General features: G+C 64.6%; 22 protein-coding genes and 1 rRNA gene. 17 read left to right on the forward strand and 6 right to left on the reverse strand.

Translation table 11 applies throughout. The annotated features are described in order from the left end of the window. Positions 1-62 precede the first annotated feature (62 nt). A 5S ribosomal RNA gene (gene rrf / locus ACQR10_RS15710) occupies positions 63-177 on the forward strand. A gap of 279 nt (positions 178-456) precedes the next feature. Continuing rightward, a complete protein-coding gene (locus ACQR10_RS15715) occupies positions 457-876 on the forward strand; it encodes a DOPA 4,5-dioxygenase family protein (RefSeq protein ID WP_434838901.1) in 420 nt (139 codons plus the stop codon). Positions 877-940: 64 nt separating this feature from the next. Here ACQR10_RS15715 and ACQR10_RS15720 read toward each other — a convergent pair whose 3' ends face one another. The 4 genes from ACQR10_RS15720 to ACQR10_RS15735 all read right to left on the reverse strand — a co-directional run bounded on the left by ACQR10_RS15720 (position 941) and on the right by ACQR10_RS15735 (position 4,478). After that, positions 941-1,834, reverse strand: a complete 894-nt coding sequence (locus ACQR10_RS15720) for an alpha/beta hydrolase family esterase (RefSeq protein WP_315802898.1) — start codon at positions 1,832-1,834, stop codon at positions 941-943. Continuing rightward, on the reverse strand, positions 1,831-2,712 hold the full coding sequence (locus ACQR10_RS15725) for a sterol desaturase family protein (protein WP_434838902.1): 882 nt from the start codon (positions 2,710-2,712) through the stop codon (positions 1,831-1,833). Before ACQR10_RS15725 ends, ACQR10_RS15720 begins: the two co-directional genes overlap by 4 nt. A gap of 117 nt (positions 2,713-2,829) precedes the next feature. Beyond that, complete coding sequence (locus tag ACQR10_RS15730; protein WP_315717381.1) at positions 2,830-3,132, reverse strand: hypothetical protein; 303 nt, start codon at positions 3,130-3,132, stop codon at positions 2,830-2,832. 236 nt (positions 3,133-3,368) lie between these two features. Beyond that, complete coding sequence (locus tag ACQR10_RS15735) at positions 3,369-4,478, reverse strand: polysaccharide biosynthesis/export family protein (RefSeq protein WP_316237939.1); 1,110 nt, start codon at positions 4,476-4,478, stop codon at positions 3,369-3,371. A gap of 669 nt (positions 4,479-5,147) precedes the next feature. Between ACQR10_RS15735 and ACQR10_RS15740 the strand changes: the two genes are divergently transcribed. From ACQR10_RS15740 to ACQR10_RS15750, 3 genes are all read left to right on the forward strand, one after another. Next, positions 5,148-5,474 carry a hypothetical protein gene (locus ACQR10_RS15740; protein WP_316180484.1) on the forward strand — a complete coding sequence of 109 codons (327 nt, stop codon included), beginning with the start codon at positions 5,148-5,150 and terminating at the stop codon, positions 5,472-5,474. A 487-nt stretch (positions 5,475-5,961) separates the two neighbouring features. After that, positions 5,962-6,306 (forward strand): hypothetical protein, encoded by a 345-nt coding sequence (locus ACQR10_RS15745; protein WP_316180485.1) that lies wholly within the window; start codon positions 5,962-5,964, stop codon positions 6,304-6,306. Positions 6,307-7,296: 990 nt separating this feature from the next. Further along, positions 7,297-7,680 (forward strand): H-NS family nucleoid-associated regulatory protein, encoded by a 384-nt coding sequence (locus ACQR10_RS15750; protein ID WP_434863895.1) that lies wholly within the window; start codon positions 7,297-7,299, stop codon positions 7,678-7,680. A 209-nt stretch (positions 7,681-7,889) separates the two neighbouring features. Here the strand turns inward: ACQR10_RS15750 and ACQR10_RS15755 are convergent, their stop codons facing one another. Next, positions 7,890-9,362, reverse strand: coding sequence for an undecaprenyl-phosphate glucose phosphotransferase (locus ACQR10_RS15755; protein WP_434863896.1), 1,473 nt, complete (start codon positions 9,360-9,362; stop codon positions 7,890-7,892). A gap of 487 nt (positions 9,363-9,849) precedes the next feature. Between ACQR10_RS15755 and ACQR10_RS15760 the strand changes: the two genes are divergently transcribed. Then, the gene (locus tag ACQR10_RS15760) at positions 9,850-10,647 is read left to right on the forward strand and encodes a glucose-1-phosphate cytidylyltransferase (RefSeq protein WP_315802904.1); all 798 of its coding nucleotides are present in this window, start codon (positions 9,850-9,852) and stop codon (positions 10,645-10,647) included. Beyond that, positions 10,644-11,297, forward strand: coding sequence for a PIG-L deacetylase family protein (locus ACQR10_RS15765; protein WP_316237937.1), 654 nt, complete (start codon positions 10,644-10,646; stop codon positions 11,295-11,297). Before ACQR10_RS15760 ends, ACQR10_RS15765 begins: the two co-directional genes overlap by 4 nt. Before the next feature lie 109 nt (positions 11,298-11,406). Here the strand turns inward: ACQR10_RS15765 and ACQR10_RS15770 are convergent, their stop codons facing one another. After that, on the reverse strand, positions 11,407-12,507 hold the full coding sequence (locus tag ACQR10_RS15770; protein ID WP_316180490.1) for a hypothetical protein: 1,101 nt from the start codon (positions 12,505-12,507) through the stop codon (positions 11,407-11,409). Positions 12,508-12,897: 390 nt separating this feature from the next. Here ACQR10_RS15770 and ACQR10_RS15775 point away from each other — a divergent pair, with 390 nt between their 5' ends. The 10 genes from ACQR10_RS15775 (at position 12,898) to ACQR10_RS15820 (ending at position 24,678) form a co-directional block, all read left to right on the forward strand. Beyond that, positions 12,898-13,935 (forward strand): NAD-dependent epimerase/dehydratase family protein, encoded by a 1,038-nt coding sequence (locus tag ACQR10_RS15775; RefSeq protein WP_315802907.1) that lies wholly within the window; start codon positions 12,898-12,900, stop codon positions 13,933-13,935. Between the two features lie 61 nt (positions 13,936-13,996). Next, a complete protein-coding gene (locus ACQR10_RS15780; protein WP_434863897.1) occupies positions 13,997-15,259 on the forward strand; it encodes a methyltransferase domain-containing protein in 1,263 nt (420 codons plus the stop codon). A 42-nt stretch (positions 15,260-15,301) separates the two neighbouring features. Further along, positions 15,302-15,844, forward strand: coding sequence for a dTDP-4-dehydrorhamnose 3,5-epimerase family protein (locus tag ACQR10_RS15785; RefSeq protein ID WP_316180494.1), 543 nt, complete (start codon positions 15,302-15,304; stop codon positions 15,842-15,844). 103 nt (positions 15,845-15,947) lie between these two features. Further along, a complete protein-coding gene (locus ACQR10_RS15790) occupies positions 15,948-16,916 on the forward strand; it encodes a phytanoyl-CoA dioxygenase family protein (RefSeq protein ID WP_316180496.1) in 969 nt (322 codons plus the stop codon). A 24-nt stretch (positions 16,917-16,940) separates the two neighbouring features. Next, positions 16,941-18,260, forward strand: coding sequence for a DUF4910 domain-containing protein (locus tag ACQR10_RS15795; protein WP_316216139.1), 1,320 nt, complete (start codon positions 16,941-16,943; stop codon positions 18,258-18,260). Positions 18,261-18,318: 58 nt separating this feature from the next. Beyond that, complete coding sequence (locus ACQR10_RS15800) at positions 18,319-19,476, forward strand: glycosyltransferase (protein WP_315802912.1); 1,158 nt, start codon at positions 18,319-18,321, stop codon at positions 19,474-19,476. Positions 19,477-19,651: 175 nt separating this feature from the next. Further along, on the forward strand, positions 19,652-21,151 hold the full coding sequence (locus ACQR10_RS15805) for a lipopolysaccharide biosynthesis protein (RefSeq protein ID WP_316216140.1): 1,500 nt from the start codon (positions 19,652-19,654) through the stop codon (positions 21,149-21,151). Positions 21,152-21,290: 139 nt separating this feature from the next. Next, a complete protein-coding gene (locus ACQR10_RS15810) occupies positions 21,291-22,592 on the forward strand; it encodes a glycosyltransferase family 4 protein (protein ID WP_434911998.1) in 1,302 nt (433 codons plus the stop codon). Continuing rightward, positions 22,592-23,650 (forward strand): Gfo/Idh/MocA family protein, encoded by a 1,059-nt coding sequence (locus tag ACQR10_RS15815; protein ID WP_316216142.1) that lies wholly within the window; start codon positions 22,592-22,594, stop codon positions 23,648-23,650. The genes ACQR10_RS15810 and ACQR10_RS15815 overlap by 1 nt, the downstream gene beginning before the upstream one ends. Then, positions 23,647-24,678 (forward strand): NAD-dependent epimerase/dehydratase family protein, encoded by a 1,032-nt coding sequence (locus ACQR10_RS15820; RefSeq protein WP_316216143.1) that lies wholly within the window; start codon positions 23,647-23,649, stop codon positions 24,676-24,678. The genes ACQR10_RS15815 and ACQR10_RS15820 overlap by 4 nt, the downstream gene beginning before the upstream one ends. The last annotated feature ends 57 nt before the right edge of the window (positions 24,679-24,735 follow it).

Consider the following 24,735-nt stretch of genomic DNA (forward strand, 5'->3'; position numbering starts at 1 on the left):
GACCTCTCGAAGATCTCACAGAGATCTTCGGCTTGCTTCTTATCCTCGATGTCCTTCGCCGGCCTGGTGGTCTTAGCGAGGAGCCTGAACCCGATCCCATCCCGAACTCGGCCGTTAAACTCCTCAGCGCCAATGGTACTATGGCTCAAGCCCTGGGAGAGTAGGTCGCTGCCAGGCCTGCAAAGGACATCCCCTCTTCACACCCCAAAACAACAACGCCGCGCTGAAACCTCAGCGCGGCGTTGTCGTTTGTCTCGGTGTCGTTTGTCTCGGTGCGGTCGTTCGCGCGGCGACATACTGTCTGGGTCGAAGCTCGAGCCCTGCCGAGATCTCGAGGCCAGCGTCCGCCGGCGACGACTCGCGGCGCGGCCGAGGGCAGGCTAGCGATGCGAGGATGACCATGCCGCATCGGTTCGCCTGCGCGGCCAACGCGATTGAAATGATCGAGAGGCGCGGATGGAAACGACCTCGGCGGCGCAGCCGCATCGCCTGAGCGCAATTGCGAGCTTTCATGCCCACATCTATTTCGATGATGCCACTCGAACCGAAGCCGCACAGCTACGGCAGTGGATGGCCGACCGCTTCCTCGTGACGCTCGGGCGTTGGCATGACGCGCTGGTCGGGCCTCACGAGCGGCCGATGTATCAAGTCGCCTTCGCGGTCGACGTGTTTCCAGTGCTGGTGCCATGGCTGATGCTCAATCATGGTCGCCTCAGCGTGCTCGTGCATCCGAACACGACCGAGCCGTTGGCCGATCACACCGCGCATGCGTTGTGGATCGGATCGCCGCTCGGCATCCGCAGTGAGAATCTTCCTTCGCACGGCGAGGCAGAGCTGGCGCGTGAGCCGAACACCACGCCGACGATCGCCGCCTGAGCTCGCGTGCCCACGGGTGACCGCTCCGTCTCGTCACGCTCGGAGCCTGGGCGGACTTGCCGGATTACAGCGTGCGCGCGAGATCGAACGCGCGGAGAATGACCTCGGCGGCATCGATGTCGAAATTGCTCGGGCCGAGCAGGCGCGGCGCCAGCGGGCGGCGGCCGGGCAGGGCATGTCCGCCACCTTCGACGCGATACAGCGACACGCCGCCGATCACCTGGCAATCGCGCCAGCTGAGTTGCGTGACGGAGGTGTCGCTGGCGAGATCCCGATGCGGCAGCGCGACGGCCTGGCGCGCGCCGCAACCGTCGCGCCGCGCAAAGAACTCCGCCGTCCTGTCAGCGCTCCACACCCGGCCGCGCCCGCCGCGCAGCCCGACCTCGCCGCCGCGATAGGGCACCATCGGATCAGCCGTGCCGTTGATCATCACCACCGGCAGCGGCCGCGCGGCGCAGGGCTCGATGCCTTCAGGCATGTTGGCGATCACCGTGCCGATGCCGGCAAACAGCTCCGGCGCCTTGCAGGCCAGGGTGAAGCTCATCATGCCGCCATTCGAAATGCCGGCGAGATAGATGCGCCGGGAATCGGCTGTGCCGTCAGCGACGAGCTGCCGCACCAGGGCGCGGATGAAACCGATATCATCGGGACCGCCGGAGCGGCCGTCGCGGCCGTCATTCCATTGCCGGTTGATGCCATCGGGAAAGACCGCGGCGAAGCCATGGGCCGCCGCAGCTTCGGCAAAGCCCGTCGTGCGGGCGGTGCCGGCGCCGCTGCCGAGCGCGCCATGGAGCACGATCACGGTCGGCTGCGGCGTCCTGCCCGCGGTCATCACCAGCGCATGGCGCGGACCGTCGCTTGTGTCGATGGTGATGCCGCGCTCCGCGGCGACGGCCGTGGTCGAGACGAGCAGAACGGCCGCCATGGCGGCCATGGACGATCGGAGATGTGACGTCATGAGCATCCTTCTCGGCTGTCGGGTGACTCCCGGCGGTGGCGCTTGTCTCCGGGGGCCGCGGTCAGCACGCGCAGCCGCGTGGCCCAGTTCCGCGCCGCCGTAAGGTCGCGGGCGATCGCAATCCATTCGCCAAATGCGATCCGCAACGGATTGAAGCTCGGTTCAACGCCGACGAGGCCATAGCGCAGCGTCTCGCCGGCCGGGGCCTCGGCGAAACTGCCGAACAGCCGGTCGAAAATGATGAGCACGCCGCCATAGTTGCGATCGAGACAGGACGCGTTGGCCGCGTGGTGGACGCGGTGATGCCGCGGCGTGTTCAGCACAGATTCGAGCGGACCGAGATGCGGCGCGAGCTCGGTATGGATGAAGAACTGGTAGAGCAGATTGACGCCGAGCATGGTGATGATGGCGAGCGGATGGAAGCCGAGCAGCGCCAGCGGCAGATAGAACAGGAAATGACCGGAGATCTCGCTCGTCCAGCCGAGACGAATCGCTGCGGTCAGGTTCAGACGCGTGGAAGAGTGATGCACGGCATGCGTGGCCCACAGCCAGCGAACCCGATGCGAGGCGCGATGGTGCCAGTAATAGACGAACTCGCTGGCGAGAAACAATGCGAGCAGGGCCAGCGGCCGGCTCGGATCGAAATCGAAGATCCTGTGGCGATAGGCGATGATGAAGGGAACGGCCGCGACGAGCGCGACCATTGCGCGGATCAGGTGCTGTCCGACCGCGACGGCGAACGAGGCTGCGGTCTCACGCAGGTCGTGAGTCTCGCGGCCGGCGAGCCGGCTGAGCCCATATTCCAGCGTCATGAAGCCGATCGCCGTCAGCAGCACGATCATGCGCGTCGACGGGGGCAGGGAAGAGAGGATGGGCATGGCGCGTGTCCGGCGTCATCGGATGGAGACGGCGCGCCGGCCCGCTCCGGAACAGCAGGCGGACCGGCGATGTCAATGCTTCCGGAGGGCCGCGGCCAGCGGCGCCGCGGCGTCCGCTCAGCGCGTGACGGTGCGGCTGTAGCTGTAGGAATTGCCGCGCGGTCCCGTGCCCTGGCCCTGCCGGGTGCAGCTGCCGTCGCTGCAGCTCGCGGAGCCGGAGCGCGACCAGCTGCGGCCGGCGGGACCTGTGCCGCCACCCTGCCAGGCGCAGGCGCCGCCGGAGCAGCTGCCGGAGCCGCCAAATGAGGTGGTGCCGCGCGGTCCGGTGACCGAGCCGCTGCGGGTCCAGGCATTCGCGTCGACCGCTGCTGCCGCCGAAAGCACTGCCACGAGCAGAAATGTCGCGATGGATGTCTTCACGTCAGTCTCCCAATTCGTTCGCGCGGGCGATCGCGTCGCCTGCAGAGGGATACTGCGCGTTCGATGTCGCGGCTTGATGCACCGCCGGTGTCGTTTGGTCGCGGTGATTGGCTGGATTGTAACGGCTTGTCACACGACGGCCGTCCGATGCCACGACATCGCGCGGGGCGGACTCCGGTCCGCCGCCCCCGACGCTCCGGCGCCCCTTCAGGCCGCTACCGGCCCGCCGTTGCGCTTCACCACCGGGTCTTGGTCGCCGTGTTGACGTTGATCACCGAAGTCGCCGTGTTGGACGTCGTCGTCGCCGTGGTGTTGATCAGGGTCAGAAGCTTGTAGTAGTCGACGACCTTGGCATTGGCGACGTACATCACGTCCTTGCTGCGCATCTGGAAGCCCGAAGCCAGCAGCATGCCGGAGGGATCGCGCAGGTTGATGTGATAGATCGTCGGGATGCGGTCGTAGATGAAGCGGCTGGTATCGACGCCGAGCTTCTGCAGCAGCGGGCGCTCCTCGTAGCGATACAGGAAGACCTCGGCCGGATCAGATTGCTGATCGTTCAGTCCGCCCGCCTTGCCGATCGCCTGGGCCAGCGTGAGGGTCTCGGTATCGAACGAAATCTCGGAATTGAAGCCGAAGACGTTCTGATTGAGGGCGCCGAGGGCCGTGAAAGTCGGGGATTCCCGCGTGATGTAGACGACGTCGTTCGGACGGATGAAGATGTTCTCGCGCGGATCCTGCACGACGCGGCTGAGCAGCACGCGCACGCGCTTGCCGTCCCGCTGCAGGGTCACATAGCTTTCGATGGCCTCGTGCTTCGGGCCGCCCGCACGTGCGATCACGGCCAGCAGGCGTTCGCCCACGCTGTTGAGGGCAAGCACGCCCGGCGTATTGACGTCGCCGAGCACGCTGACCACGCTGGAATGCTGCTGGTTCAGGCTGACCACGACCTGCGGCTCGAGCGCGCGCTTCTGCAGCCGGAAGACGATCTCCTGCTCGATCTGCGGCAGCGTCCGGCCGGCGGCGGTGATCTCGCCCGCATAGGGAACGCGGATATTGCCTTGCTGGTCCACCGCCTGCGCCGGCAGATCCACGAAGTTGCCCGGGCGGGCGCCGGCGGCCGTGGGCGGCGTGAACAGCCCGCCTGGGGCGGCTTCGAAAATGGAAACGTTCAGCACGTCACCAACGCCCGCGACCTGCACCGGCTTCGGCCGCTTGTCCGGGAATACGCCCTGGAACGTGATCAGATTGGGCTGCGACAGGAAGCCGATCGTTTCGGAGCTGACGTCGACCAGCGCATAGGGAAGCGCCGTGTTCGACCGCACGCTGGCCGTGGCATTGTCGTTCACGGCGTCGCTGGTCGGTCCTGTCCCGGGGAGCAAGGAACAGGCGGGCAGAAGCGCCAAGATCGCCAGGGTGAGGAGCGCGCGCGAGCGGCGGCAAAGGCCATGAAAGCTGCGCGGGTCCACTGTACTGCTGCGCACAGGAGACCCCCCGCCGCCGGTCGGCCCGGGCGGATTGATCAAGGCCTTCAAACGCGTCCCCGAATACAGCAAAAATACATTTCCCCACGCTGCTCCCTCCACCAAGAAGGGAGAACGTCCCACGTGTTTCAACCTACCCGGCGGCCATACTGGACGAAAGCGTACGGCCGTTCGGATTGGTCCGCTTTTGCCCGGCCGTGCCAATTAGGTCACAGTCTGACATCACCATATTACCGCCCCAAGCTGTCGGCGCCGCCGGAGGTCCCACGGTGAAGGGATGATCCATTCGACCTAACAGGGTCCGAACAATTTTAAGCACAAAGCCGTTGCGCAACGGTTAGCCCGAGTCGCTTGCTCGCGCAGGGGGCGACGACATCGCAGCCCGCGCAGCGCGTCGGTGAGCCGAGGCAGCCGGACAGCCGAGGGAGGCGGGACCGGCGCCGCCAAGGCGGCTGTAGCTGGCGAGATTCGAAGGCCGTGCGGGCGTCGGGACTGTAAGCGGCGGCCGGTTGTCCAAGGCCGCCGATCAAGTCTATGCTGCTGCGCCAGCCCTTGAGGCTCTTTTTGCAACGGAGCACGCAATTGTCGAACGTGATCAGGATCGCCGCAGCCGCTTTCGCGATCGCCTTCACGGGCCTATCCGATCCCGCGTCGGCGCGCGGCCTCTATCCGCTGACGGAGTGCGGGCCGGATCTCAGCAGACTCTGCCGGCTGCACGGGACATTCGAGGCCACTCCGTTTCATTATAATCTTGCGATTCATCCCGGGTGCATTCGGCGTGTCGCCGTCGAGACGCCCCAGGGCGTGCTGTACCGCCGCGCGGTGGTGTGCGGGGCGCCGGAGCGGCCCATGGTGTGGTAACCCGACCCCTTCCTCGTCGTCTCCGAAGGAGCTGGACGCTCCGCTCGGCCGAGTCATGGTCAAGCTTGGCGGCGAGGACTGATGAGGGCCGTGCTCGGCCGGTTCGGCCGCGTTCGGCAACGTCGATCGTCGCTCAGACGATTAAATGGGCAAGTTCCACACCGTATTCTTACGTAATCTAGAATTAAATTAATTGTGTAGAGACGATTCTGCACGGTCGGAGACATAAAAGGGTAGACTGAACAAACTAAAGCTTCAATTGTACCGGACGAAAGGTGCTTAAAAAGGTCTTTCTGGCAACGCGGTAGCATTTTACGGCAAACCGTAGCGAGTGCCAGAAGTATTTAATGTCTTGCTGTCAGATGGTAAATTAACTTGTCGCGAGTGGTTAATTTAATGCCGAAAATCGAATCCGTGCATCATCGCGATGACGGTTCGGCATTCGGGGAAGATGCCCTCAAAACTCGCCAACGAGTGGGGTCCGTCCTTGTGTGACGAGCTTGGTGCCGCGTTGATTGAGGATATTGAGATGGATGGCGGCGGTCGCGCTTTGAATGCCGTCCTGAAATCGCTGAATAAAATACGCCTTGCCAAATTACGTTTCGGCCGGCCAAGGTCGGGCCGTTCGCAGCAATCCGTGCTGCGGTCGCAGATCGAGCTTTGTGATGTCCTGCTCGATGAGATCCAATCCATCAGCACCAGCCTCGGCAAACGCGCGAAGAAGTCCGCGGCACCCAGGCGTCGCCCGATGGCCACGCGGCACGGCCGCGGGACGGCGCACGTGATTCCGCCCCGGCCGGCGGTGCCGGGTCGAACCAGGCAGCAGAAATAATCGCATCGGAATTTGATCGCTGCGGCGGCCGGCCGTCATGGCCGCGCCGCTTGCCGGCGCGAGGCGACAGCCGCTCGGCATTGACCCTGATGACGCGTCAGGTCGCCCCGTGCTGCTGTCGGCGGCCGCTCGACGGCCGGACGTCATCTGGACGTCCTTCAGCCGTCGTGTCGGGCAAGGACGGCGCTCCAAGACGGGCCCGAAACCATATCGCGGCGAGCCATGCGATGCGGCCGCTTCACCTGGCGCACAGGCCGCTGATGTCGCCTCCACGGACGATGACTTTGGACAACGGGTTTTCGGGATCGGCCGCCGGGTGTCCGCAGCCGTCCTCAACCTCACGGCCGATCGCAGCGGCAGTTAGTTCCGCTGCCGGTGTGTGCCTGTCTGACGCCGCGCGCCCCGCTGTCGGCGCGACGTGCGCAAGTCTGATCTGCGTGAGCGCACCTGAAGGATCCAATATTTAGGGAAGGCGTTTGATTCGCCGGAACGATGTCGGCTGCTTTGCGGCATATTCACGGTGGCGTGCTCAATTAAACCCGGTGGCGGCATTTTGTGCGCATGCAAAAATATCTCGATCCGGGTCTTCAGGGTGCTCGCTCGAAAAGGTTGTAAGTCCGTCGCGGCAGCTTTGAAAACCATGTCGTGGTGAGAATGTCAGCTATCAAATACGCGCAAGTTCGATCATCGAAACTACGTCACTTTGACGCGGTCTTGCCGTAGTATGCGACGAATCCGTTGCAGATCGTGTTGATTCGGTGGCTTCTTCCGGCGTGCAAACGAATGCTGCCGCAATCTCGAAGGCGGCGCGACATCGTTTCGGAAATGGGGTTGCGGGTTGAGTTTTATTTGAGTTACAACCATATGGCTTGGCCGGGTTGGTATAACTCAAATATTCAGTTTTTCCGACCGCGAGCCACTTGCGGAACGAAATACCGAATTATATGACGTTAATCCGGCAGGATAGAGATCACAGACAAAGGTCGCTGTATGTCCACCAAGAAGATCGATTTCGAGGCGATGTCTTTCGATGACCTCTGGTCTCTCCACGAGCAGATCAGTCAGATCCTCGCCGTGAGGATCACGTCGGAGAAGCGCGAGCTCGAACGTCGTCTGGCGGTTCTCAACCGCAGCCGCGGTGCCATCGAAGGTGCCGGCAGTGAGGGTGGGCAGTCCTACACCACCAGCGGCAAGGCGCGGCGCAAATATCCCCGGGTTCTGCCGAAGTATCGCAACCCGCAGACTTCCGAGACCTGGTCCGGCCGAGGCAAGCAGCCGCGTTGGCTGGTGGCGGCGATCAAGACCGGGCATCGGATCGAGGAGTTTGCGATCAATGGGGCAGGCGGTTCGAAAAGTCGCCGTCAGCGGGCCTAATCGGGGCCGACTGAGTCAAGCCCGTCGATAGCCCGAGCGACGCGCAGCGTCGGTTCTGCACCTGATTCGCTCCCTCAACATCAGCGAACGACATGTGAGCGGTCTGACGCCCCCGCGTCGCGATCCGCAGTCTCGAGCCTGAGATCGGTCCGATCCGCCCGCACGGCTCCGCCGGTAGGCTTGCGATCATCATCCCTTGCGAATATGCGCTAATAGGCATTGTTGCCGCGGATCAGCTCGATCGGCGTCCTCAGCAGGATCGCGACGTCGAGCGACAGGCTCCAATTGTCGATGTACCAGAGATCGAATTCGACGCGCTGTTCGATCGACGCACGCGTGGGCGTCGGGCCGCGGCAGCCATGCACCTGCGCCCAGCCGGTCAGTCCGGGCTTGACGCGGCGACGGAATGCGTAGTTGCGCACGAGCTTGTCGAATTCGTTGTCGTGCGCCAAGGCGTGGGGGCGGGGGCCGACCAGCGACATGCTGCCGTCCAGAACGTTGAGCAGCTGCGGCAGCTCATCAATGCTGGTCCGGCGCAGCCAGGTCCCGAGCCGGGTGAACCGGCTGTCGCCGATCTGGGCCTGGACGATGGAGGGCCCGTCCTCGAGCACGGACATCGTGCGAAACTTGTAGATCTGGAACGCCCGGCCGTTGAATCCGCAACGCTGCTGCCGGAACAGCACCGGTCCGGCCGAGTCGAGCTTGATGGCGATCGCCACCAGCAGCAGCAGCGGCGACATCAAGGCCAGCGCGATGCCGGCCAGCATGACATCCATGAGCCGCTTGGTGGCGTGTTCGAGCGGGCTCAGCAGGCCGCGCTGCAGCTCGATGGAGACGGCATTGCCGAGCTCGCGGCAGGGCCGCTTGAAGATGTCCGACGCCGCTCCGACCGGCACGAAGCTCACTGGAAACGGCAGGACTCTCAGTTCGGCGCCGAGCGTGCGCAGGTCGGACAAGGGTTCGGGATTGGCGCCGACGACGATCTCTTCGATGTCGGAGCCGCGCACATAGTCGATCACGCTGGACACGATCCGCTGCCGCTGATCCGGATCCGCACCGGGCTCGGGAAGCAGGAAATGCCGCTGGACGCGAAAGCCGGTGTCGGTGAGCACCTGGGTCAGCCCGGCGTTGTCCTTGCTTGCTTCATCGGTGATCAGAACGATGTTTCGGCCCGAGAACCGTCTCTCCGCCAAGCCCTTTGCCAGCAGATATGCGGTGGTGCGGCGATGCAGGATCAGCGCCGCGAGCCCGAACATCGCGAAGACGATGCTCGTGCCGCGCGAGAATTCGCTGCCGATCTTGAGCGCAAACAGGGCGCCGGCCAGCACGAGGAACGCCGTGACCCAGGTCAGGCAGGCCGCGCGGATCTGGCGCGGCAGGATCAGCAGCTCGGCCGGCCGGTACATCCCGCGGATCTTCATCAGCGAGACGAACAGCGCCGACACGAGGATCGCCAGGCCGAGCGATTTGCTGACGTCGTTGGCGCCCGCCGCATCCTGCAGGTGATACAGAAACCCGGACAGGACGCTCGACATGGTGATCGTCGCAATGTCCGCCACGATCGCGAACGGCTCCACCGAGTCGTAGTGGACGGGCCATTTGCGCCCCTGGAACTGCCGTTCCACCAGGACGGCCGGCATGCCGTTTCGATCGAGAGTCTCGGGCTGATCCACGTAATGCATGGGATGTCGGTGTTCGAAACTCGGTTAAATAGCGATTAGCCATTTATTATATGTTTTGGCATTTAATTTAAACAATGAAAAATTGCCATTGGAATTTATTCGCGCGGTCGGATTATCCCCCGATACCTGCGTCGCGGGCAGCGTGACGCCTGACGGTGGCGCTTAGGCGCCGAAAGATACCGCCCGTGCCCGCTACGGAAGCGGCTCCGGAAAATTAAGGTAGTCAAATTAATGTTTGAGGCGACGGATATTTCGATGCTTGCCGCCAAGAATGGCATTTAAAAAGAGATATAATTGGATTATTAATCCGGTGCCGGGTGCCCGTGACGCGGGTGGCGTCCGTAGCCGACCGGATGCGGAGGGAGTTTTTCCCTGCGCGGACGGAAGGGCGACACGAGGGCACGGCGAGCTGTCGTCGAGGCCCGCCGGCGAGGTTGAAGATAGTGCTGCTCATTTCAGAGATTGAGAACCCGAAGGACGTCGCGCCATGAAGGTCGTATTGTTCTGTGGAGGACTCGGGACGCGGATCCGGGAATATTCCGAGAGCATTCCGAAGCCGATGATTCCGATCGGCCACCAGCCGATCCTCTGGCACGTCATGCAGTATTACAGCCAGTACGGGCACCGGGATTTCGTTCTGTGCCTGGGCTACAAGGCCAATGTGGTGAAGGACTATTTCCTGAACTACAATCAGGCGGCGACCACCGACTGCACGATCTCGCAGTTCGGCAAGAAGGTCGAGCTATTGGGCGACCGCCCGCCGGACTGGCGGGTGTCGCTGGTCGACACCGGCATCTGGCGCAACATCGGCCAGCGACTGCGGGCCGTCCGGCACCTGGTCGAGGGCGAGGAGATCTTTCTCGCCAACTACAGCGACGGCCTGACGGACGCGCCGCTGCCGGAGATGATCGATCGCTTCAAGCGCAGCGGCAAGATCGGCTGCTTCATCGCCATCCATCCGCCGATCAGCTTTCACCTCGCCGAATTCGACGCCGACGGCACCGTGGGCCGCATGGCCGCGAGCAACGATTCCGATATCTGGATCAACGGCGGCTACTTCATCTTCCGCAAGGAGATATTCGACTACATCGAGGAAGGGGACGAGCTCGTCGTGCAGCCGTTCAAGCGGCTGATCGACCGCGGCGAGTTGATGGCCTACCGCTACGAAGGGTTCTGGCGGGCCATGGACACGCTCCGCGACCGCCAGGTGCTCGAGGAGATGATCGAGCGCGGCGACACGCCCTGGCATCTCGGCTCCAGTCTTCCGGCGGTGGTGAACGGATGAGGGCGTTGCAGCTCGCCGGTCGCGGCGACCGGCTGTCGGTCCTGTGTCTCGGCGCGCATTCCGACGACATCGAGATCGGGGCCGGAGGCACGCTGCTGTCGTGGCTCGACCAGGGCATCCGCCTGGATGTTCATTGGTGCGTGCTCAGCGGCAATGGCGAGCGCGGCGTCGAGGCGCGGGCGTCGGCCGATGATTTCCTCGCCGAGGTCGCCAGCCGCAATCTCGAGATCATGCAGTTCCGCGACGGCTTCTTCCCCGAGCAGGGCGAGGAGATCAAGGCCTGGTTCGAGCAGCTCAAGGGCCGGATCAATCCGGACGTCATTCTCGCGCACCGCCGCGACGACGCCCATCAGGACCATCGGCAGGTCAACCGCCTGGTCTGGAACACATTCCGCGATCATCTCGTCCTGGAATACGAGATTCCGAAATGGGACGGCGATCTCGGACGGCCCAACGTCTACATGCCCCTCTCCGAGCGGATCATGAAGCGGAAGGTCGCGCTGCTGATGACGCATTTCGGCAGCCAGCGCTCCAAGCAATGGTTCGATCCGGAAACGTTCATGGGCCTGGCGCGGTTGCGGGGCATGGAATGCCGCGCCGCCGAGCGCTACGCCGAGGCCTTCGTCGCGCGCAAGCTGTCACTGGGGTGAACGGCGGCTGAAGCCGCCTCGCCGCGAGGCCCTCGCACACGGTCTATCCATGCCCTATGGGCGAGGCGATGAGCGGCGCCCGGCCGCTTTGCCCGGCGGCGGCCTGCCGTCAGCCGGCCGCCCGCCGCGGAAGTTCGACGATCTCCTCTGCCGGCGGACGCTCGATCGCGGTGGCCGGCACCTTCTCCAGCCAGACCTCGCGCCACCATGCATAGATGCCGCGCGGGCAGAACAACCGGTTCTCGCTGTAGCGCGACTGGCAATAGACGCCGTCGAGGATGACGGCCGGTGTCTTCATCCGCCGGATGTAGCCGGTGCGCTCGTCGATGAACTTTTCGACCCGCGTCCGTACCCGGAACACCTTTCCGCAATAGGGCACCATCTCGGCGTCGAAGCCCATGCCGCGGTTGTTGGTCTGCTTGTCGATGGTGGCCAGGATCTCCTGGTGCGGGCGCACGCGGACGAGATCGCCGGGCTGCAGCCCGAGATCGGCGATCGGCGCGTCCTTGTCGGTCAGGAGGACGCCGCGCTTGCGCGGGAACGGTACGCCGCCCCACAGCGACTGGATGCGGTCGTAGATCCAGCGCGCGGGCCGGCCGAGCCGCGGGCGGCGGGCCATGGTGGCGCCGACATAGGCGAAGTAGAGGAGGCCCTTGAACATCTTCGCGAGCGAGACATTGCCGGACGCGATGTCCTCGGCGTACTGCCGGGCGTCCCACCATTTGAGCGGCTGGGTGTAGGTCGGGAGCTCGGTCGCCTGGCAGGCATAGCGGGGGCCTTTTCCCGGCTGCTGGTCCGGCGACTTGGTCGCATCCCACACCGCGCGCACCGTGCATCCGCCGGGCGGTTGAAGCGCAGCGGCGCGGTCCGGGATGGCCGCGGCGGGCTTGGCCGGATCGACCGGGGTCAGCCACGCCTCTTTCCAGAAGATCAGGCAGGCCGCCTGGCAGCCGCCATAGGCCTCGCCGTCGCAGCGATGCTCGAGATGCACGGCGTTGGGGAGGCGCCGTCCGAGCCACTCGCCGGTGTTGTATCCGGTGACCGTGTCGCAGGTCTTGTGGGCGCGCTTGTAGACCTGGAAGCGCTGGCCGCACCATTTGAACATCTGCGGCATGAACGGCAACCCTTCGAGGCGCCCGTTGGCATCGAGCGTCGCCAGGATCTCTTCCTTGCTGCGCACTTCGACCCAGTCGCCGGCGGATAGTGTCATGCTCTGTCTTTCAATGCTTCAATCAATGCGTCGTCAGGCCGGGGCGTTCCCGCACGCGGGACGTCCTCATTTCCATGGATCGAATTAAAGCTGCCGAGATTTGCGGTCAACATTTGTTCCTATTGTGGCATTATTTAATTTGGTGGAATAAATTAAATGGGAGAGGTTGCCTGATGCCGCATCGATCGGCGCCGTCCGGATGGGGCACGGTAACAGGCGGATCGAGATGGCGGAGAAAGGATTTTTACCGAGTTTTGCGTATCCCGCCGGAGAAGGCGGGCGGCACCGCCGCTGCCGACGGATTCACTGGACGCCGGCTGGAATATTAAATTATAATCGATTGCAGGTGATTTAAATTTTGTTTTGGTCGGTATCGTAGAGGGTGAGATTTTGAAGGTCCTGATCACCGGAAACATGGGCTATGTGGGTCCGGTCGTCGCGCGGCATCTGCGGGCGCAGCGCCCGGATGCGACGCTGCACGGCTTCGACAACGCCTATTTCGCGCACTGCCTGACCGGAGCGCCCGTCGTTCCCGAGCGATATCTCGACGAGCAGATCCATGGCGACGTTCGCGACATGTCGCTCGACCTCCGCGGCTATGATGCCGTGGTCCAGCTGGCGGCGATCTCCAACGATCCGATGGGCAATCGCTTCCAGGACGTGACGCTCGACATCAACCAGAACACCACCGTGTCGCTTGCCAGGAAAGCTGCGGCGGCCGGTGTGAAGAATTTCGTGTTCGCGTCGAGCTGCAGCGTCTACGGCATCGCCGACGGACCGCCGCGCAAGGAGGGCGATCCGCTCAATCCCATCACGGCCTACGCCAAGTCGAAGATCGGATCGGAGCAGGAGCTCGCCGCGATCGACACCGGCATGACCATCACCTGTCTGCGCTTTGCGACCGCCTGCGGCATGTCGGATCGGCTGCGGCTCGACCTCGTCCTCAACGATTTCGTGGCCTGCGCGCTCACCCGCCGCCAGATCAGCGTGCTCTCCGACGGCACGCCGTGGCGCCCCCTGATCGACGTGGCCGACATGGCGCGGGCGATCGACTGGGCGATCGACCGGCCGGCGGCGACGGGCGGCCGCTTCCTCACCATCAATGCCGGCTCGGACGACCGCAACTACCAGGTCAAGGATCTCGCCAACGCGGTGGCCGCGCGCGTGCCGGGGACCAGCGTGTCGATCAACACCTCCGCGCCGGTGGACAGCCGCTCCTACAAGGTCGATTTCGGCCTGTACCGCTCGCTGGCCCCCGATCATCAGCCGCAGGTCACCCTGGACCAGTCGATCCAGAACCTTGTCGATGGTCTCAAGAGGATGCAGTTCAAGGATGCCGAGTTTCGCTCGTCCGATCTGATCCGTCTCAAGGTCCTGCAGGACCACATGGAGACGGCCCGGATCAACGACAGGCTGCAATGGACGTGATCGCGCCGGCCGCGCCGGGCAGATGCTCGCCTCAGCCGGCAAGGACAGTGACGGAGACACCATGGAACTGACCCTTCCCACCGCCGTCGGCGTCGCGCCCAAGTGCCGGCACTGCGGCGACGACCTGACCCTCAAGCTGATCGATCTCGGCGCCTCGCCGGTCGCGAACGACTACATCGATCCGGCCAACTACATGCGGGCGGAGCCGTTCTATCCGCTGGAGACCTTCGTCTGCCGCGAGTGCCGTCTGGCGCAGACGCGCGACCTCCTGGCCGCGTCCGAGATCTTCCGCGCCGACTATGCCTATTTCTCCTCGCACTCGACCTCATGGCTCGAGCACGCGCGCCGCTATGTCGAAGCCACGGCCGATCGCTTCAAGCTCGGCCCGGCCTCGCGGCATGTCGAGATCGCGTCGAATGACGGCTATCTGCTGCAATACTCGCTCCAGAAGGGCATCAACTGTCTCGGCGTCGAACCCTGCGAAAGCGTTGCGCTGGCCGCGCGCGCCAAGGGCATCGAGACCCGGGTCGAATTCTTCGGCCGCGACTATGCGACCCGTCTCCGGGAGGAGGGCTGGTCGGCCGATCTCCTCACGGCCAACAACGTGCTCGCGCACGTTCCCGACATCAACGACTTCGTCGGCGGCGTCAAAATCCTGCTGGCGCCGGAGGGCGTCGCGACCTTCGAGGTCCAGCACCTGCTGACCTTGATGCAGCGGCATCAGTTCGACACCATCTATCACGAGCATTTCTCGTATCTGTCGCTGATCGCGGGCCTGCGCATCTTCGCCCAAGCGGGCCTGCGGGTGTTCGACGTCGAGCTTCCGGAGACGCATGGCGGCTCGATCAGGTTCTTCGTCTGCCACGCGGAGGCCGCTCATGCGGAGAGCCCGAACGTTGCCGATGTCCTGGCGCGGGAGCGGGCCTATGGGCTGCATGACGATGCCATCTACATGGCCTGGAACGAGCAGGTCAAAGAGACCAAGCGTGCGCTGCTCGAATTGCTGACGGCGCTCAAGCGCGACAACAAGAAGATCGTCGGCTACGGTGCCCCGGCGAAGGGTGTGACGCTGCTGAATTATTGCGGCATCCGCACCGATTTTCTCGACTTCACGGTCGATCGCGCCCCGTCCAAGCAGGGCCGCTACATGCCGGGTGTGCGCATTCCGATCCTGCCGCCGGAAGCGATCTTCGAAGCCAGGCCGGATTACGTCCTGATCCTGCCGTGGAACATCAAGAGCGAGATCAAGGCACAGATGGCGGCGATCCGCGACTGGGGCGGCCGCTTCATCGTGCCGGTCCCCAAGGCGACGATCGAGGAGTAGAGCAGGGCATTGCCGCACCATATGCGCGAAGAGTGTTGAGCCATGAGGTTTGTCCCGCTTGGACGGTCGGATGCGCGGCTGATCGAGCTGACCGTTCGCTCCGACGAGCGCGGCAGCTTCACGCGGACCTGGTGCGCGAAGACCTTTGCCGAGCAGGGCATCGCGTTCGTCCCGATGCAGGGCAACAGCTCGGTGACGCGTCTCCGCGGCAGCGTCCGCGGCATGCATTTCCAGCGTGCGCCGAAGCCTGACGCCAAGATCGTCCGCTGCAGCGCCGGGCTGATCCATGACGTCATCGTCGACATCAGGCCGAACTCGCCGACGCGCGGCGAGGTCTATGCCTGCGAGCTCGGCCCCTCGACGGCGCGGATGCTCTACGTTCCCGCTGGTTTTGCCCATGGATTCCAGACGCTGACCGACGACGTCACGGTCGAGTATCTGATGGGCGAAGACTATGTCGAGCAGCTCTCGGACGGCTTCCGGCACGACGATCCGATGATCGGCATCCGATGGCCGCAGCCGGTGACGGTGTTGTCAGCCAAGGATGCCGCTTGGCCCTCGCTTGCCGAACGGGGTCTTTGGTGAAGCAGCATGACGACAGCGCGGTATCCTGGGGGAGGGATCTGGCGGCCACGGAGCGGCCCGATCGTCTCGAACGTTCTGACGATTTGTCGAGGAGGATCACGGAATGACGAACATTTTCGTTGATGCCACGATGCCCGATGACGAGCGGCGCCAGAAACTGTATCAGGGCGCGCTGTTCCTGCATTCGCCGACGCCCTCGCTCAATGCGCTGGTCGCGTTCGCCAGGGAGCTGATCGAGGAGGCGTTTCATCCCTATGATCCCCGAACGGCGCAATTCGAGCTCCCGGTCGAGCGCTACGTCGAGATCCTCGCCAGGCTGAAGCCGTTCTTCATCCATCACGCCCGGTCGAAGGAGCTGGTCCAGGGCACGCTCCGCGAGTTCGGCTGCGATCCCGAGTTGACCTATTTCGACGTGCCGCGGCTGCGGTCGGCAACCAGCAACGACTATCTCACCACCGGGATCGCGTTCGCATTCCACCCTCATCGCGACACCTGGTACTCGGCGCCGCCGTGCCAGCTCAATTGGTGGCTGCCGGTGTATGACATCGCGCCGGACAACGGCCTTGCATTTCATCCGCGCTATTTCGATGAAGCGATCAAGAACGGCTCCAGGACCTATAACTACTACGAGTGGAACAGGACCTCGCGTGCGTCGGCGGCGCAGCACATCAAGACGGATACACGGGTGCAGCCGAAGCCGGAGCAGGAGATTGCACTGGATCCGCAGATCCGGGTGATCGCGCCGAGTGGCGGCGTCACGATCTTCTCCGGAGCGCATCTGCATTCGTCCGTCCCGAACACCTCGGGCGTGACGCGCTTCAGCATCGATTTCCGTACCGTGCATTTTGCCGATGTCAGCAGCCGGCGCGGCGCCGTCAACATCGACTCGGAATCGACCGGCACGAACCTGCGCGACTTCCTGCGGGTGGCCGATCTCGCGCGGCTGCCCGAGGAGATCGTCACGCCATACGATCAGGTGGAAGCTCCGGCGGAGCATCTGGTCTACCAGCCGACGATCGTGCCGCTGCCGGCCGGCGATCTCGCGGCCGATGCCGCGCAGGCGTCGGCCTGACCGATGAAGTAGGGCTGACGCGTCATGCTGGACATCCTCAAATCCCCGGCTGGTCCGAGAACGCCGGCGATCGATCTCCACGATCTGGTCGCCGAACTGTTTCCGATCAACCGCAGCCTCACCGGGGCGGGTGTCCGTCAGACGCTCGGCATCGTCGCGCGGAATGTCGGGCTTGCGATTCACGAGGTGCCGTCCGGCACGCCGGTCCTGGACTGGCACGTGCCGGCGGAGTGGAACATTCGTCGCGCGACGATCTCGACCCTGTCGGGCCGCGTTCTCGTCGACTTCGCCGACAACAATCTGCACGTGATGGGCTACAGCAAGCCGGTCCAGGCGGTGCTCAGCCGCGCCGAGCTTGCCAAGCACGTCCATACCTTGCCGGATCAGCCTGATCTCATTCCCTACCGGACCGGCTACTATGCCGACGATTGGGGCTTCTGCCTGCAAGATCGTCTGTGGCGGGGGATGACGGACGACAGCTACCGCGTCGAGATCGACAGCGAGCTCTCGCAGGGGGCGTTGACCTACGGCGAATTCTTCGTCCCCGGGCAGACGGACAAGGAAGTCCTGATCACCTGCCATATCTGTCACCCGAGTCTCGCCAACGACAATCTCTCAGGGATTTCCGTCATGACGGCGCTGGCGATGCGGCAGGCGCAGCAGCCGCGCCGACTCGGATACCGATTTCTGTTCCTGCCGGCGACCATCGGCGCGCTCGCGTGGCTCGACCGCAACGAGCGGAATCTCGGACGTGTCGAACACGGCCTCGTCCTCACCTGTCTCGGCGATTCCAGTGGATTTCACTACAAGCAGAGCCGGAGCGGGGCGAGCATCGATCGCGCCGTCGCGCATGTCCTGAAGCACTCAGGCCATCCTCATGAGATTCTGCCATTCAGCCCCTATGGATATGACGAGCGGCAGTTCTGCTCGCCGGGATTCGATCTGCCGGTCGGGTGCCTGATGCGCGGCGTGCACGGCACGTTTCCCGAATATCACACCTCGGCGGACAATCTGGATTTCGTCAAGCCGGACTGTCTCGAGCAGTCCTACGCGGTCATCGAGGAGGTGCTGGATCTGCTCGATCGCGACCGCATCTATGAGCGCGTCGATGGGCGAGGGGAGCCGCAACTGGGACGGCGCGGCCTGTATCGCGCGATTGCCGGCCAGCGCGAGGCGGGCGGGGCGACGCAGATGGACCTGCTATGGGTCCTCAACCTCGCGGATGGCAGGCACAGCCTGCTCGACATGGCAATCCGGGCCGACGTTCCGTTCGCGCGCATCGAGGCCGCTGCGCGGATCGCGCTGGACGCCGATCTCATCAGAACACCGGTTTCATCATCGTGACGTCGCCGCCTTCGTACAGCACCGTGCAAGTGGTCCAACAACACCAGAGTGAGGCGTCATGAGTTCGCAGCCGGGCAAGCCCCGTATCGCCGTCTTCTCACTCCGAAACATCTTCGGCAAAGCCCTCAACCGCGGTCCCCATGTCGAGTTCGAGGACATCATCTGCGAGGTCGATTCCGCCGAGCTGTTCGCGCCCGAACTCGACCCGTCGAGCCGACGGGCGAGCTTCGCGACCCGGCTGGGCTACCACGCGCCCGTGCTGCTGAATCCCGGGCTCACGCGGATCAAGCCGCAGCAGCAATACGACGTTCTGTTCGCGATCTGCGGGTTCCCGCAGGACCTGATCATGTTCGACGCGATCGAGGATCTGAGAGGTGCGTGCGGGACCTCGGTGTGTCTGCTGGACGAGCTCTGGATCAAGGAGATCGCCAAGCACCGGCATTTCCTGAAGATCCTCGCCAAGTTCGATGTCGTGATGCCGTTCCAGATCGGCACGGTGAAGCCGCTCGGCGAGGAGATCGGCAAGGCTTGCGTGCATCTTCCGCTCGCCATCGACGCGATCCGCTTTTGTCCCTATCCCGATCCGCCCGAGAGGGTCATCGACGTCTTCAGCATGGGGCGTCGCTCCCGTGTCACCCACCAGTCGCTGCTCGCGATGGCGCAGCAGAGCGGCCTGTTCTATCTCCACGACACGATCGGCGGCAGCCAGGCCATCGACCTCCGGGAGCACCGGACGCAGATGGCAAACCTCGCCAAGAGAAGCAGGTATTTTCTGGTCAATCCCGGCAAGTTCGACGAGCCGCAGGAGACCGGGCGGCAAGTCGAGTTCGGCTACCGGTATTTCGAGGGCGCGGCGGCGGGCGCCATCATGCTCGGCGAGCGTCCCGACAATGACCTGTTTCCGCGGCTGTTCGATTGGCCCGAGGTGATGATCGACGTGCCGCACACATCGCCCGACATCGACCGGGTCATCAGGGAGCTGGACGGCGATCCGGTCCGCCAGGACCGGATGCGGCGAACCGGCATGGCCCAGACCTTGATGCGGCACGACTGGGTGTATCGGTGGGAGACGATCCTGGAGGCCACGGGTCTGCAGCCGATGCCGGGCCTCGCTGCCCGCAAGGATCGGCTGAAGAGGCTGGCGGAGATGGCGGCTGGCTCGGGGATGGCTCGCGAGCAGGAATTAAATCGCAAGCCGGTATTGTTGGCGCAGTGACGTTTCAATCCTTTTCTCCGCCACAAAGTGGCGTCATCGCTCCAGCGGCCTCCGCGAGCTATTTTATACCGGCTGCATTTTCGACGATCGGATTTTCATTGCCCTGGACGGATCTGTTTGGCCGTGACTGGGAATCGAAAGGTTGGTTACGATGATTGAAAGCGATTGAACGGAGATGTCGGAAGCCGTCGCCGCTTACTTCGAGGAACATCGGGAATCGAGCGATCTCGGACGCCGTGCGTTGCGCGGCGGCCTGATTTCCATCGTCATCCAATACGGCAATGCCGTGCTCCAGATCGGAGCGGCCATCGTCCTGGCCCGGCTGCTCGCGCCGGAGGATTTCGGGCTCGTCGCCATCGTCACCGTGCTGACGAGCTTCGCGCCGCTGCTGATCGACTTCGGCCTGCTCGATGCCACCGCTCAGCGCAGCAGGATCACGCCGGCCCAGGTCAGCGGCCTGTTCTGGGTCAGCACCGGCATCGGCGTTGCGGTGGCGATCGTCGTCGCGGCATCCAGCCCGCTGATTGCCTGGGTCTACGGTGATCCGCGACTGGAGCCGATCGCGCTTTGCGTCGCGATCACCTTCGTGCTGTCCGGGCTGACCAACCAGCATATGGCGCTGCTCCGGCGCACGCTGCAGTTCGGTCGCATCGGCCGGATCCAGTTGTTCGGCACGCTGGCAGGGACGGTTGCCGCCGTCGCCATGGCGTTCGAGGGCTACGGCTATTGGGCGCTGGTCATTCGTCCCGTCGTGACATCGATTTGCGTCGTGGTCGCCGCGTGGTCGGCCTGTCGCTGGAGGCCCGGCGTCCCCGTTTTCGATGCTGAGGTGAGGTCGATGGTCCGGTTCGGGCTGCACGTGGTCGGCTTCACCGTGGCCTATACCTTGTCGCGGGCGGTGGACCGGATCGCGCTCGGGCTGCTCTACCGGCCCGATCAGGTCGGCTACTACCAGAATGCGATGAACCTGTACGACAACTCGATCTATGCGGCGCTCAATCAGACGCATGCGGTGGGAAGCTCGGCGCTGAGCAAGCTGCAGGCGAATCCGGCTGCGCTTCGGCAGAAGTACGAGGTGGCACTCTCGATGCTGGCGTTCTTCCTGATGCCGGCGGCGGCGATCCTCTCCGTCACCGCGGAGGACCTCACCGTCGTGCTGTTGGGGCAGAAGTGGCAGGCTGCGGGAGGGCTGCTCAGCATCATTGCGCTGCGCGGCATTTCGCACGTCGTCGAGGGCTCGCAGGGCTGGCTGCATCTGTCGCTCGGGAGGGCGGACCGCTGGCAGACCTGGGGCATCATCTCTCTCTTTGCGCAGGTCGTTGCGGTGCTGGCCGGACTGCCCTTTGGGCCGGTCGGCGTCGCCTGGGGCGTCGTGGCCGGATACTCGCTGATCGCGTTGCCGTCGGTGATGTATGCCGGACGTCCGATCGGGATCGGTGCGGAACTGGTGATCCGGGCCGTCGGTCCGCAGACCGTCGGCGCCGTTGCGACTGCGGCTGCGGGCTGGTGGATGCAAGCGACGCTTCTCGGAGCCTATCCCGCGCTCGTGCGCATGGTTCTGTCCGGCTGCTTCTGCGGCTGTCTCTATCTCGCGATCGTCGTCGGAATGTTCCGGGTCCGCGAGCCGCTCAGGATCGCAGGTACGATCATCCATGATTTCGCCGGCAGGCGCTGAGATGGAACGAAGGGGGCCTCGGACAGCACCGCACGTCGCGATTAACTATCGCAATCGTTAAATGCCACATATAAAATATCCCGTGATTTAAATGCTTTAAATGGTCATGGCCCGCGACAACCACCAAGGCTTGGATGTGATGGAGGTCGAGCCTGCGCCGCCAGCGCAGCGCGATCCCGAATGGTCGGTGGCCGGTTTCGCCGACCGACGGCGGCTCAGCATCCTCTGCGTCTCGCATATGCCGGCGAGCCCGCCGCGGTTCGGGGCACAGGCGCGCATGCACGGGCTGATGACCCAGCTCGCGCGCCGCCACGACCTCACGGCGGTGATGCTGGTCGATGACGCCTTCGACATCGACGAGTGCCGGCTGGCCATGCAGTCCTATTGCCGCGACGTGGTGCTGGTGCCGAACCCTTACGGCCGCGACGGTCTCGCGAAGCGGCTGCTGCAGCTGCGCTCGCTGGTCTCGGTGCGGAGCTTCGACCGGCTGCGCGTGGCCCTGCCGGAATTGCAGCGGGTGCTGGATCGGGTGCTGCGGTCCACGCGGTTCGACATCGTCAATCTCGAATTTCCCTATCTCGGTCACTGCCTGTTCCGTCAGGCGCCGGCAGGCGCAACGCCGCCGCGGCTGATCGTGGACTCGCATGAGATCGCCTACGATCTGGCGCGGCAGTTCGCGGCCACGGGGGCGAGCCTGGGCCGCCGGCTCTATGCCGGCGCGAACTGGCGCAAGCTGCGCCGCGAGGAGATCGCAGCCTATCGCCAAGCTGACGGCGTCTATCTCTGCAGCACGGACGATGAGAAGCGTCTGCATGACGACATTCCGAACGCCCGCACGGCGGTCATCCCCAATGCCGCCGATGTCGACTTCTATCAGCCGCGCGGTACCGATCCCGCGCCCGACGGCCGTACGCTGGTCTATTTCGGCCTGCTGTCGACGGTGCCCAACATCGATGCGGTCACGCATTTCGTGCAGGACATCTGGCCCCGCGTCGCCGCGCGGCACCCGGATGCGCGCTGCAAGATCATCGGCGGCCGGCCGCCGCAGGCGTTGACGGCACTGGCCGGGCCGCGGATCGAGCTGACCGGTTTCGTGCCGGACCTGCGGCCGCACCTCGCCGCCGCGGCGGCGGTGATCGTCCCGCTCCGTCTCGGTGGCGGCACGCGGCTCAAGATCGTCGAGGCCATGGCGATGGGCAAGGCGATCGTCTCGACCAGCCTGGGTGCCGAGGGCATCGAGGCCATGCCCGGGCGTGACATCCTCATCGCAGACGAGCCGGATGCCTTTGCAGATGCGGTCAGCGGGCTGCTCGCCGAGCCCGATCTCGCGGCGCGGATCGGCGGCTCGGCGCGGCAGGTCGCGGTCGAGAAGTATGCCTGGAGCGCGGCGGCGCAGGCGCTGGAAGACTTTTATTGCGAGATCCTGGAGGCAAGTTCGTGATGAAGGCCGTGCTCATCGGGGCAGGGCAGATCGCCCGCCAGCATCTTGCCTGCCTCAACACCTTGCCGGGCGTTCAACTGGCCGGCATCTGCGACCTGTCGCCGGCGACCGCGGAGGCCGCGGCCGAGCGCTACGCGATCCCGTCCTGGTTCACCGATCATCGCGCGATGCTGCAGACCGTGCGGCCCGATGTGGTGCATGTGACGACGCCGCCGACCTCGCATTTCCGGCTCGCGATGGACGCGCTGGAGGCCGGAGCACATGTGATCGTCGAGAAGCCCGCGACCTCGACCTTCGACGAGTTGCAGACCCTGACGTTGCGCGCCAAGCAGACCGGCCGCCACGTCGTCGAGGACTACAACTACGTCTTCAACCGGGCGCCGCAGGACATCCTGCGCCGGATCGAGACCGGCGAGTTCGGCGCCGTGACCCATGTCGACGTGCTGATCTGCCTCGACATCCTCGGCCCCGACGGCTTTGCCGATCCGAACTCGCCGCATCCGGCGCTCAAATTGGCGGGTGGCGCGATCGCCGACTTCCTGCCGCATCTCGCCTCGCTGTCACATGCGTTCGTCGGCCCGCACCGCAAGGCGGAGACGGTCTGGAGCAAGCGCAAGCCGTCGCCGCTGCCGTACGACGAGTTTCGCTGTGTGGTCGAAGCCGAGCGCGGCACGGCGACGCTCGGCTTCAGCGCCAGCGCTCAGCCCGACGCGTTCTGGCTGCGGGTCTATGGCGAGCGGATGCAGGCGACCGCCAATCTGTTCGAAACGCGGTTGACCTTCGATGGCCCGCGCAACGTGCCGAAGCCGCTGCGCCCGTTCTTCAGCGGATTGGAGGAGGGCCGCGACATCCGCCGCGCGGCGCTCTCGACCCTGCTGCGCAAGTTCAAGGGCCCGGGCGCCTATGAGGGGCTGTGGGAGTGTCTGGCGCGCACCTATCAGGCGCTCGGCGCGGGAACGGCCCTGCCGATCACGATCGAGGACGTCCTCGCGGTCAATCGGATGGTCGAGGCAATGAAGCCGAGCGAGCAGGCGGACATGAGGGAGCTGGCGATATGAGAGCCCTGGTCACGGGCGCCAACGGTTTTCTCGGCCGGCATGTCGTCGATGCGCTGCTCGCCCGCGGTATCGAGGTTCGTGCCATGGTCCGCCCGGCGACGCGCGTCGATGCGCTCGGCTGGCCGTCGTCGGTCGACGTCGTCAGGGCCGACCTGCGCACCTCGCGCGACCTTGTCGGCGCGTTCGAGAATGTGGACGTGCTGATCCATCTGGCGGCCGTGGTCTCCGGCGGCGAGGACGCGCAATTCGCCGGCACCGTGGGCGGAACCGAGCGGCTGCTCGAGGCGATGGCGGGCAGTGCCTGCCGCCGGCTCGTGCTGTGCAGCAGCTTCTCGGTCTACGACTACACGGCGACGCGCGATGTCCTCGACGAACGCGCGCCGCTGCAGCAGACACCTGACGTCTACACCCGTGGCGGATACACCGTCGCCAAATGGTGGCAGGAGCGGGTGACGCGCCGCTACGTCGAGACGCATGGCTGGGATCTCACCGTGCTGCGTCCCGGCTTCATCTGGGGTCGCGGCCACGGCTATCTCGCCGCGCTCGGCCAGCAGATCGGACGCCACCACGTCGTGATCGGGCCGCTGACCCGCATCCCGATGACCCATGTCGAGAACTGCGCCGACGTCTTCGCGCTGGCGGCCAGGGATTCGCGGGCGATCGGCCAGACGCTGAACGTCGTGGATGGTCCCGGCGAGCGGGTCTGGTCCTATCTGTCGGACTACATGCGCGGCACCGGCGCGCGCGGCTTGCGGTTGCCCATCCCTCATTGGCTGGCCAGCAGCGTCGTGCGGCTGGCGTTTGCGACCGTGTTCAGGCGGGCCACGAAAGTGCCGGCGATCCTGACGCCCAAGAAATTCGATGCGATGCTCAAGCCGCTGCGCTTCGACAATCGCAAGCTGAGGGAGACGCTCGGCTGGACGCCGCCGCTCGACTACGAACAATGCCTGGCGCGAACCTACGGTCCGCTGCCGGCGTCGGCACCAGCGCCGGCGTCCTGGTCGTCCGGAACGGCTGCTTCCATTTGAGGGCCGACAATGGTCCAGCGATGCCCGTGCCCTGTTAGTCCGCGATCTCGCGGGCGA

This window comes from Bradyrhizobium sp. HKCCYLRH2060 (assembly GCF_051168135.1).
Taxonomy (GTDB): domain Bacteria; phylum Pseudomonadota; class Alphaproteobacteria; order Rhizobiales; family Xanthobacteraceae; genus Bradyrhizobium.